This is a genomic window from Burkholderia sp. Ax-1720 (genome assembly GCF_011753035.1).
GTDB classification, from domain to species: Bacteria; Pseudomonadota; Gammaproteobacteria; order Burkholderiales; family Burkholderiaceae; genus Burkholderia; species Burkholderia gladioli.
Genome location: NZ_VWWK01000233.1, coordinates 1 through 9,121 on the forward strand (window position 1 = coordinate 1; position 9,121 = coordinate 9,121).

General features: G+C 67.8%; 9 protein-coding genes, 1 other RNA gene and 1 pseudogene. 3 read left to right on the top strand and 8 right to left on the bottom strand.

Annotated features, from left to right (window positions below; genetic code table 11):
* Nucleotides 1-225: 225 nt before the first annotated feature.
* Nucleotides 226-1,329: a ParB/Srx family N-terminal domain-containing protein gene (locus tag F3J18_RS33490; protein WP_166916408.1), complete on the top strand. Its 1,104-nt coding sequence runs from the start codon at nucleotides 226-228 to the stop codon at nucleotides 1,327-1,329.
* Between the two features lie 63 nt (nucleotides 1,330-1,392).
* Here F3J18_RS33490 and F3J18_RS33495 read toward each other — a convergent pair whose 3' ends face one another.
* The 3 genes and pseudogenes from F3J18_RS33495 to tyrS form a co-directional block, all read right to left on the bottom strand.
* On the bottom strand, nucleotides 1,393-2,052 hold the full coding sequence (locus tag F3J18_RS33495) for a histidine phosphatase family protein (protein WP_025096770.1): 660 nt from the start codon (nucleotides 2,050-2,052) through the stop codon (nucleotides 1,393-1,395).
* 41 nt (nucleotides 2,053-2,093) lie between these two features.
* Nucleotides 2,094-2,669, bottom strand: a pseudogene (gene dtd, locus F3J18_RS33500) (D-aminoacyl-tRNA deacylase); the annotation flags it as partial.
* Nucleotides 2,552-3,793, bottom strand: coding sequence for a tyrosine--tRNA ligase (tyrS, locus tag F3J18_RS33505; RefSeq protein WP_166916410.1), 1,242 nt, complete (start codon nucleotides 3,791-3,793; stop codon nucleotides 2,552-2,554). The gene tyrS and the pseudogene dtd, both read right to left, overlap by 118 nt.
* A 153-nt stretch (nucleotides 3,794-3,946) precedes the next feature.
* Here tyrS and F3J18_RS33510 point away from each other — a divergent pair, with 153 nt between their 5' ends.
* On the top strand, nucleotides 3,947-5,116 hold the full coding sequence (locus tag F3J18_RS33510; protein WP_166916412.1) for an anhydro-N-acetylmuramic acid kinase: 1,170 nt from the start codon (nucleotides 3,947-3,949) through the stop codon (nucleotides 5,114-5,116).
* A 118-nt stretch (nucleotides 5,117-5,234) separates the two neighbouring features.
* On the opposite strand, the gene erpA is transcribed toward F3J18_RS33510, so the two are convergent.
* The 3 genes from erpA to rplM all read right to left on the bottom strand — a co-directional run bounded on the left by erpA (nucleotide 5,235) and on the right by rplM (nucleotide 6,642).
* Nucleotides 5,235-5,609 (bottom strand): iron-sulfur cluster insertion protein ErpA, encoded by a 375-nt coding sequence (gene erpA / locus F3J18_RS33515; protein WP_013696657.1) that lies wholly within the window; start codon nucleotides 5,607-5,609, stop codon nucleotides 5,235-5,237.
* A 201-nt stretch (nucleotides 5,610-5,810) separates the two neighbouring features.
* Entirely contained in the window at nucleotides 5,811-6,203 is a 393-nt protein-coding gene (rpsI, locus tag F3J18_RS33520) for a 30S ribosomal protein S9 (RefSeq protein ID WP_013696656.1), read from the bottom strand.
* Nucleotides 6,204-6,213: 10 nt separating this feature from the next.
* The gene (gene rplM / locus F3J18_RS33525) at nucleotides 6,214-6,642 is read right to left on the bottom strand and encodes a 50S ribosomal protein L13 (RefSeq protein ID WP_012734653.1); all 429 of its coding nucleotides are present in this window, start codon (nucleotides 6,640-6,642) and stop codon (nucleotides 6,214-6,216) included.
* Between the two features lie 630 nt (nucleotides 6,643-7,272).
* On the opposite strand from rplM, the gene F3J18_RS33530 reads away from it, so the two are divergent.
* On the top strand, nucleotides 7,273-7,737 hold the full coding sequence (locus tag F3J18_RS33530) for an OsmC family protein (RefSeq protein WP_172535096.1): 465 nt from the start codon (nucleotides 7,273-7,275) through the stop codon (nucleotides 7,735-7,737).
* Between the two features lie 88 nt (nucleotides 7,738-7,825).
* Here the strand turns inward: F3J18_RS33530 and rnpB are convergent.
* An RNA gene (rnpB, locus tag F3J18_RS33535) (RNase P RNA component class A) lies at nucleotides 7,826-8,239 on the bottom strand.
* Nucleotides 8,240-8,393: 154 nt separating this feature from the next.
* Nucleotides 8,394-9,121, bottom strand: a 728-nt coding sequence (locus F3J18_RS33540) for a DUF3025 domain-containing protein (protein ID WP_166916414.1), incomplete at its 5' end; no start/stop codon positions are given.

Here is a 9,121-nt window from a genome sequence, read left to right on the forward strand (position 1 = left end):
TCGCCCGGCCAGGCCGCGGATCCGCGCACCGAAACCGGCCCGTCCTCGCGTTAGATCCGCAAGGCCGGCAGGCTCGCGCGCCTCGCGCCTTACCGCCTGCTGTCGACAGACTTGCGATCATGATCGACATCATTTCAAATTACTGTCATATCGAATCGGCAAGCTGGCGCCTTTTCGCGCGCCGCCCGTGCCGCGCCGCCGTCACTCTCACCGACCGCTCACACCATGCCTGTCTCGCTCAGCCGTCTCGCCCTGGCCGCCTCGTTCTCGTCCCTGCTCGCGCTGGCCGCCTGCGGCGGCGACGGCACGGCAGCCACGCCCTCGCTCGCCGCCGCGCCGGCGCCGTCCTCGTCGACCTCCACCACGCCGGCCACGCCCGCTCCCACGCCCGGCAAATGGCAATCGGCCAGCGCCGGCCAGATGCTCGACGTCGCGCTCGGCGAGCTGCACCCGACCCAGGCCGCGCTCGGCTACGACCAGATCTATTACAAGCTGGGCCGCTACGAACTCGACCCGACCAAGAAGTTCGACGACTTCTGCGCCGACGAAGGCCTCGGCGGCCTGGTTTCGGGCAGCTCGGGCGCAGGCTCCAAGTTGAGCGACGCGAGCAGCTACGCCTGCAGCACCAGCGACGCGAGCAAGCGCGACACCAGCGTGCTGAACCCGGTGGTGATCGGCCCGAACGGCGACACGCTCTACCTGACCGACGGCCACCACGGCCTGTCGACCTATTACGAGGTGCCGGACGGCGGCGCGGCGCTGCATGTGCACGTGATCGTCAAGGACAACCTGAGCGGCTACAGCGGCAGCGCATTCTGGGCCGAGATGCAAAGCCGCGGCTACACGCGCCTGAAGGACGCCAGGGGCGCGGCGATCACGCCGGCACAGTTGCCCACCGGCCTGGGCCTCAAGCTCGGCATGCAGGACGACGTCTATCGCTCGCTGGTCTATTTCACGCGCGACATCGGCTACAGCAAGCCGACACCCTCCACCGACTTCCTCGAGTTCTACTGGGCCGACTGGCTGCGCGCGAACTTCCCGCTGTCGGGCTACACGCTGGGCAAGCTCGGCGCGACCGACCCGGATCCGGCCACGGCCGACACGGGCTACCTGAACGCGACCTGGAACGCCTCGCTGAAGATGGTGGCCACCACCGATCCGGTGATCGACGGCAAGAGCGGCGCCGATCTCGGCCGCCTCGCGCAGATCAACGCGGGCAAGAAGTACGGCAAGGGCACCTTCGGCGACCTGATCGCGCCGATCACGGCCTCCAAGCCCGGCAAGCTCGCCTACGCGCTCGACTACAAGACGCGTCACGGCATCCAGTAAGAACCGCGCGCCAAATGCAAACGGCCCCGCCTGAGCGGGGCCGTTTGCATTCGTGGACGCGCTTCAGAGCACCTTGCGGTAGCCGTCGTCGTCGCTCTCGCCGCCGAGATGGTCGACATCGGCCCAGCGCAGGATACGCGGCGCGTCACCGTCGAATTCGACCAGGTTGATGCTGGTGTTGAGCAGCGCGTACTGGCGCGGCGCCTCCAGCGGCAGCGAGGCCGCGCGGCGATAGACGCAGTCGAGCACGCCGCCGTGCGTGACGATCGCGATCCGCCCGCCCGGATGCGCGGCCACGATCGGCGCGATCGCGGCCAGCACGCGGTGATAGAAAGCGCGATGCGATTCGCCGCCCGCCGGCTCGAAACCCGGGTCGCGCGTCTGCCAGTGCGCGTAGGCATCGGGAAACAGCTCGGCGATCTCGCCGCTGTCGTGGCCCTGGAAGGCGCCGTAGTTGCGCTCGCGCAGCCCTTCGTCCAGGGCCACCGGCAGACCCAGCGCGTCGGCGCTCGGCTGCGCGGTCTGGCGCGCGCGCTGCAGGTCGCTCGAATAGATCGCGTCGAGCCGCGCGCCCTCGCCGGCCTCGCGCGCGAGCCGCTCGGCCAGGCGCGCCGCCTGCTCGACGCCGGTCTCGGCGAGCGGGATGTCGATATGCCCCTGGATGCGCTTGATGCGGTTCCACGGCGTCTCGCCGTGACGGATGAAGAGGATTTGCGTGGTCATCGATGTCGCGAAGCGTGAAACGGGCCGTCGCTGCGCCGCCCTCAGGACGGGCGCACCTGCAGCCAGAAGGTGACGGGGCCGTCGTTGACGAGCGAGACCTGCATGTCGGCGCCGAACTCGCCGGTCTCGACGATCGGGTGACGCGCGCGTGCGGCCTCGACGAAGTACGAGAACAGCCGCGCGCCTTCCTCGGGCGGCGCGGCCGGGGTGAAGCTGGGCCGCATCCCGCTGTTGGTATCGGCCGCCAGCGTGAACTGCGAGACCAGCAGCAGGCCGCCCGCCCGGCCCGCGCCGTCGAGGTTGCTGACCGGCAGGTTCATCTTGCCGGCCGCGTCGCTGAACACGCGATAACCGAGCAGCTTGGTCAGCAGCTTGTCGGCCGCGGCCTCGTGATCGCCGCGCTCGGCGCAGACCAGCGCGAGCAGGCCCGCGCCGATCTCGCCCGTGACGCGCTCGCCAACGCGCACCTCGGCGCGCCGCACGCGCTGGATCAGCGCGATCATGCGCCGAGCGTGACGCGTGCGAAGCGGCGCTTGCCGACCTGCACCACGTACTCGCCGGCCTCGACCTTGAGGCCCTTGTCGGACACCGTGGCGCCGTCGATCTTCACGCCGCCCTGCTCGATGTTGCGCAGCGCCTCGCTGGTCGAGGGCACCAGCCCCGCCTGCTTGAGCAACTGGCCGATCGCGAGCGGCGCGCCGCCCAGCGTGACGGCCGGGATATCGTCTGGCACGCCGCCCTTGGCGCGGTGGTTGAAGTCCTCCAGCGCGCGCTCGGCGTCGGCCTGCGAGTGGAAGCGCGCGACGATCTCCTGCGCCAGCAGCACCTTGAAGTCGCGCGGGTTGCGGCCCGCCTCGATCTCGGCCTTGAACCCGGCGATCTCGGCCATCGGGCGGAACGACAGCAGTTCGAAGTAACGCCACATCAGCACGTCCGAGATGCTCATCAGCTTGCCGAACATGTCGGTGGGCTTCTCGCTGATGCCGACGTAGTTGGCCTTGGACTTCGACATCTTCTCCACGCCGTCCAGGCCCTCGAGCAGCGGCATGGTCAGAATGCACTGCGGATCCTGGCCATACTGCTTCTGCAGCTCGCGGCCCACCAGCAGGTTGAACTTCTGGTCGGTGCCGCCGAGCTCGAGGTCGGCGTTGAGCGCCACCGAGTCGTAGCCCTGCATCAGCGGGTAGAGGAATTCGTGGATCGAGATCGGCACGCCGCCCTGGAAGCGCTTGGTGAAATCCTCGCGCTCGAGGATGCGCGCCACCGTGTAGCGCGAGGCCAGCTTGATCATGCCGTCGGCGCCGAGCGGCATCGACCATTCGCTGTTGTAGCGGATCTCGGTCTTCTCGCGGTCGAGCACCAGCGCGGCCTGCTCGAAGTAGGTCTTGGCATTGGCCTCGATCTGCTCGCGCGTGAGCGGCGGGCGCGTGGCGTTGCGGCCCGAGGGATCGCCGATCAGGGAGGTGAAGTCGCCGATCAGGAAGATCACCGTGTGGCCGAGGTCCTGCAACTGGCGCATCTTGTTGAGCACCACGGTGTGGCCGATGTGGATGTCGGGCGCGGTCGGGTCCAGGCCCAGCTTGATCCGCAGCGGCGTGCCGCTGGCCTCGCTGCGCGCCAGCTTCTGCGCGAACTCGTCCTCGATCAGCAGCTCGTCGACGCCGCGTTTCGTGATCGCGAGCGCTTCGCGCACGCCGTCGGTGATCGGCAATGCCGGCTTCGTTTGGGAATCTTGGCTCATCGGGGGCGGGAACGAGGTTAGTCGGGAAAACCGGGATTTTCCCATAACTCGCGCGCGGACCGGTATCGCTTAACGGCGCGCTCGCTTGCGCGGATAATCGGGACACCCGCGGCCGGGCATGTCGCCCGCGCGCATCACGACAGGAGCGAAACCGTGGCGCCCAATCCAGCCAAGCGCACCCAGCCAGGCCATCCCGCCGATGGCGTCTATTTCGGGCTGATGTCCGGCACCAGCATGGACGGCTGCGACGGCATCGCCGTGCGCTTCGCGGCCGGCGAACCGCCGGCGGTGCTGGCCGAAGCCTTCGTGGGCTTCGCCGATTCGCTGCGCGAGGCGCTGTTCGCGCTGCAGCAGCCCGGCAGCGACGAGATCGAGCGCGAATCGCTGGCCGCCAATGCGCTGGCCGCGCGCTACGCGGTCTGCTGCCACGAGCTGCAGCGCGCCGCCAACCTGGGCCCCGCCGACGTGCGCGCGATCGGCGTGCACGGCCAGACCGTGCGGCACCGGCCCGAGCGCGGCTACACGCGCCAGACCAACAACCCGGCCCTGCTCGCCGAACTCACGCATATCGACGTGCTCGCCGATTTCCGCAGCCGCGACATCGCCGCCGGCGGCCAGGGCGCGCCGCTCGCGCCGGCCTTCCACGCCACGCTGTTCGGCTCGCCCGAGCAGACGCGCGTGGTCTGCAATCTCGGCGGGATCAGCAACATCACGCTGCTGCCGGCCGAGGGCGCGCATGGCGGCGCCGGCGTGCGCGGCTTCGATTGCGGGCCCGCCAATGCCCTGCTCGACGCCTGGGCGCTGCGCCATCTCGGCAAGCCCTACGACGAGGGCGGCCGCTTCGCCGCGCGCGGCAAGACCGATACGGCCCTGCTCGCCGCGCTGCTCGCCGAGCCCTATTTCGACCTGCCGCCGCCCAAGAGCACGGGGCGCGACCTGTTCAACCCGGATTGGCTCGAGACGCGCCTGCAGGCCTTCGCCCAGGTCGCCCCCGAGGACGTGCAGGCCACCCTGACCACGCTCACGGCCGTCACGGTCGCGCGCGAGATCGCGCGGCATGCGCCCGATTGCCGGGCCGTCTATGTATGCGGGGGAGGCGCGCGCAACCCGGTGCTGATGAGCGCGCTCGGCGATGCGCTGGCCGCCGCCGGGCTGAGCGCCTCGCTCGACACCACGGCGGCGCTCGGCGTGCCGCCGCAGCAGGTCGAGGCGATCGCTTTCGCCTGGCTGGCCTACCGCTTCACGGCGCGCCTGGCCGGCAACATCCCCGGCGTGACGGGCGCCGCCGGCGAACGCGTGCTCGGCGCGCTCTATCCGCGCTGAAGTCCGCCGAGCCGTTCCTGTACGGCGCGGAAACGACAAAAACCCCACGCACAGCGTGGGGTTTTGCATGCACGGGCTGCCGCGACGGCGCCCGCGCGAACCGCTCAGTCGAGCCGACTCAGACCGAGAACGACGAACCGCAACCGCAGGTGGTGGTCGCGTTCGGGTTCTTGATCACGAACTGCGCGCCGTTCAGGTCGTCCTTGTAGTCGATCTCGGCGCCGACCAGGTACTGGTAGCTCATCGAGTCGATCAGCAGCTGGACGCCGTTCTTGACCATCACGGTGTCGTCCTCGTTGACTTCCTCGTCGAAGGTGAAGCCGTACTGGAAGCCGGAGCAGCCGCCGCCCTGCACGAACACGCGCAGCTTCAGCTCGGGATTGCCCTCTTCGTCGATCAGTTGCTTGACCTTGTCGGCTGCCGCGTCGGTGAAGACGAAGGGCAGCGGCATTTCGGTGGCGGTGGTAACCGCGGATTCGGTGACAGCGTTCATTGCGAACTCTCCAGAAAACTCTAGCCGCTATTGTAGGGCGGTTCCGAAGATCGTGCCGAAGTCCGCGAAATCAAGCGGTTCGCGCCCTCATTCGCGCGCCGCGGGCACGCTCCTCGACCGGTTCCGGCCATAAAAAAACCGCCAGTCGATGACTGGCGGTTTTCGTCGGCGCATCGCCCTGGGGCGATCTGCCGGAAGCGCTTAACGCTTCGAGAACTGCTTGGCGCGACGTGCCTTGCGCAGACCCATCTTCTTACGCTCGACTTCACGCGCATCGCGCGTCACGAAGCCGGCCGTCGACAGTTGCGGCTTGAGCGTCGCGTCGTAGTCGATCAGCGCGCGGGTGATGCCGTGGCGCACTGCACCGGCTTGACCCGTCTCACCGCCGCCCGTGACGTTGACCTTGATGTCGAACGTCTGGCCGTGGTTCGTCAGCTCGAGCGGCTGGCGCACGATCATCAGCGAGGTTTCACGCGAGAAGTAGTCAGCGATGGGCTTGCCGTTGACGATGATGTCGCCCTTGCCAGCCTTGATGAAGACACGAGCGACTGCGCTCTTGCGGCGGCCCGTACCGTAGTTCCAGTTACCGATCATGTGGGTCCCCTTAGATCTCGAGCGCCTTCGGCTGTTGTGCCGAATGCGGATGCGTCGCTTCTGCGTAGACCTTCAGCTTCTTGATCATCGCGTAGCCGAGCGGGCCCTTCGGCAGCATGCCCTTGACCGCCTTCTCGAGCGCACGGCCCGGGAAGCGTTCCTGCATCTTGCCGAACGTCGTTTCATAGATGCCGCCCGGGTAGCCCGAGTGACGGTAGTACTTCTTGTCGAGAACCTTGTTGCCCGTGACCTTCAACTTGCTCGCGTTGATGACGATGATGAAATCACCGGTGTCGACGTGCGGGGTGAACTCAGGCTTGTGCTTGCCGCGCAGACGGCGTGCCACTTCGCTGGCGACACGGCCGAGAACCTTATCCGTCGCGTCAATCACGTACCATTCGCGCGTCACCTCATGGGCTTTTGCGGAAAACGTCTTCATGATCGATCCAAAAATAATGACTGCTGCCCTTGTTTTTTCCTGCTTGGATTGGTTGCGCTCTGGGCGCTGTGCAGGCTCTCCCTGGTCTTCTCCGCGGGCATGAATGCGGAAAACCCTGAATTATAAAGGAAATCTGCGGGAGCGGTCAAAGAAATCGAGGTCTCGCGCGGGAACCGGCTCGAGACGCCTCGATGAGGCCAGATTGGCGCGTATCGAGCCCCGTTTCTCGCGGTTCGAACCCGCACCCGGGGACGGGTCGAAAGCCGCCCTCGCCGGCACGTCCGGCGGCGGACGGACGAAAAAAAGCCCGAACTATCGTTCGGGCTTAATCCACCTTTGGAGGAGGGTGGAGGAGACATGCAGGGATTGCCGCAGCGCGACAATCGATGAGGAAAATTATAGGAACCTGGGCAGCGCAATACAAGCAAATCTATATAGTGAAAACGCCAACCATAATATGAAATTTTCATATCGATCGTTGCCGTTTCCGCAATCCCCATTGAAATCAGCGTCTTAGCCATTATCTCCGGGACCGGGGCGCGCCGCCGCCTGGAGGGAAACCTCCGGCGATGCGACGAGACCGCCGCCGTTCCCGCAGCGCATCAGCCGAGCCTGGTGACGCGGGCTACAATGCCGGTTCGCAATCGAATCGGCAAACGCTGGAGCACACGCATGGAATGCAAAGTTAGCTGGATGGGCCAGGATGGCATGGCGTTCGTCGCCGAGACGGGCAGCGGCCATCTGGTGACGATGGACGGCGCCCCCGAGGGCGGCGGCCACAACCTCGCCGCGCGTCCGATGGAAATGGTGCTGCTCGGCACCGGCGGCTGCACCGCCTACGACGTCGTGCTGATCCTCAAGAAGAGCCGCCAGGAAGTGACGGGCTGCTCGGTGTCGCTGAAGGCCGAGCGCGCCAGCGAGGATCCCAAGGTGTTCACCAAAATCCACTTCCACTTCACCGTGAAGGGCCGCAACCTGAACCCGACCACGGTCGAGCGCGCCATCAACCTGTCGCACGACAAGTACTGCTCGGCCTCGATCATGATCGCCAAGACGGCCGAGCTGACGCATTCGTTCGACATCGTCGCCGACTGAGGCCGGCCGGCGCGCCCGCGCGCCGAAAGCCCACGCGCCAAAGCAAAAGGCCGGCGCCCTTCCGGGGCGCCGGCCTTCTTCAATCCAGCGGCAAAGCGAGCCGATAAGCCGGATTCTGTGCACCTCGCGCGTCCAGGACGCGCAAGGCGTGGCAGTCATTCCTCTAGGCGCGCCATTGCTGACGCGCTCAAGCTTCCTACCCGCAGGCGAAACGGGGGCACCGTCCTGCATCGCGAGGATGCGCGCCTGCCTACTTGGAATTGCTCCGGGTGGAGGTTACCGTGCCGGCATACGTCGCCGCAGCCGCGGTGCGCTCTTACCGCACCGTTTCACCCTTACCTGATCCCGGCTTGCGCCGGGCCATCGGCGGTCTGTTCTCTGTTGCCCTGTTCCGCGTGTCACCACGGATGGCCGTTAGCCATCACCCTGCCCTGGCGGAGTCCGGACTTTCCTCGCCCCGCGCGGCCGAAACCGCGCAGGCCGCGACTGCCTGGCCCACTTTGCGAGGCGGATTCTAGCATCGACGGGGTCGCGCCGCGAGCCGGGAGCGGCGGACGTGGCCGTTTCGCGTCGGGGAGTGCCGTGATTGCAGCCTGATCGATCGGGGTCGAATCGCCCGGCAATCCCGCCGCGGCCGGCCGGGCCGGACGCCACGCTCAGGCCGGCTGGCGCCGCCCGGGGCGGAATACCTGCGCGTCCTCGTAGAAGCCCGGATCCTGGTTGGCCGGCCACCAACCCGGCACGCCGAGCACCGGCAGCGGCGCGAAACCGCGACTCGAGGGCAGGCGCGCATCGAAACCGGCGGCGACATGGGCATCGAGCCAGCCGCGCCGCGCGCTCTCGTCCCAATCGAAATAGGCGGGCGGTGCCGCGACGATCCAGGCATGCGCGGTACAGGCCTTGTAGGGCTGCACCAGCTTTTCGAGCAGCGCGTGGCCGACCAGCCGCAATTCGCAGGCCCGGCCCCAGGCCGCGCGCGCCTCGACGAACAGCGCCTGCCAGCCGAAGCACCGCAGCGCCTCGCCGAGCGCGGGATCGGCGCACACGAACAGCGCGCCGTTCTCGTCGAGGAGGGTCAGCGCGTCGCGCAGCCCACCGCGCGCGCCGCCCACGCCGAGCGTGTCGATCGCCGCGGCCTGCCGCGCGTTGATGGCGGCCTTGAAGCGCGGGTAGGCGAACCAGACCAGCGCATTGAAGAAATCGTGGAGGTTATGACGGGTAGGCACGCCGCCGGTGGCGGCGATCTGCGTCTCGTAGGCGACGCCGGGCGGCAGCTCGGACTGCGCGATGAAGCGCAGCAGCCGGCCGCGCCCGGTCGCGATGCCGGCCACGGCCGCATCCTCGCCCAGGGCCGCCAGCCAGTCGGCCTCGCCGGCCAGCGCCG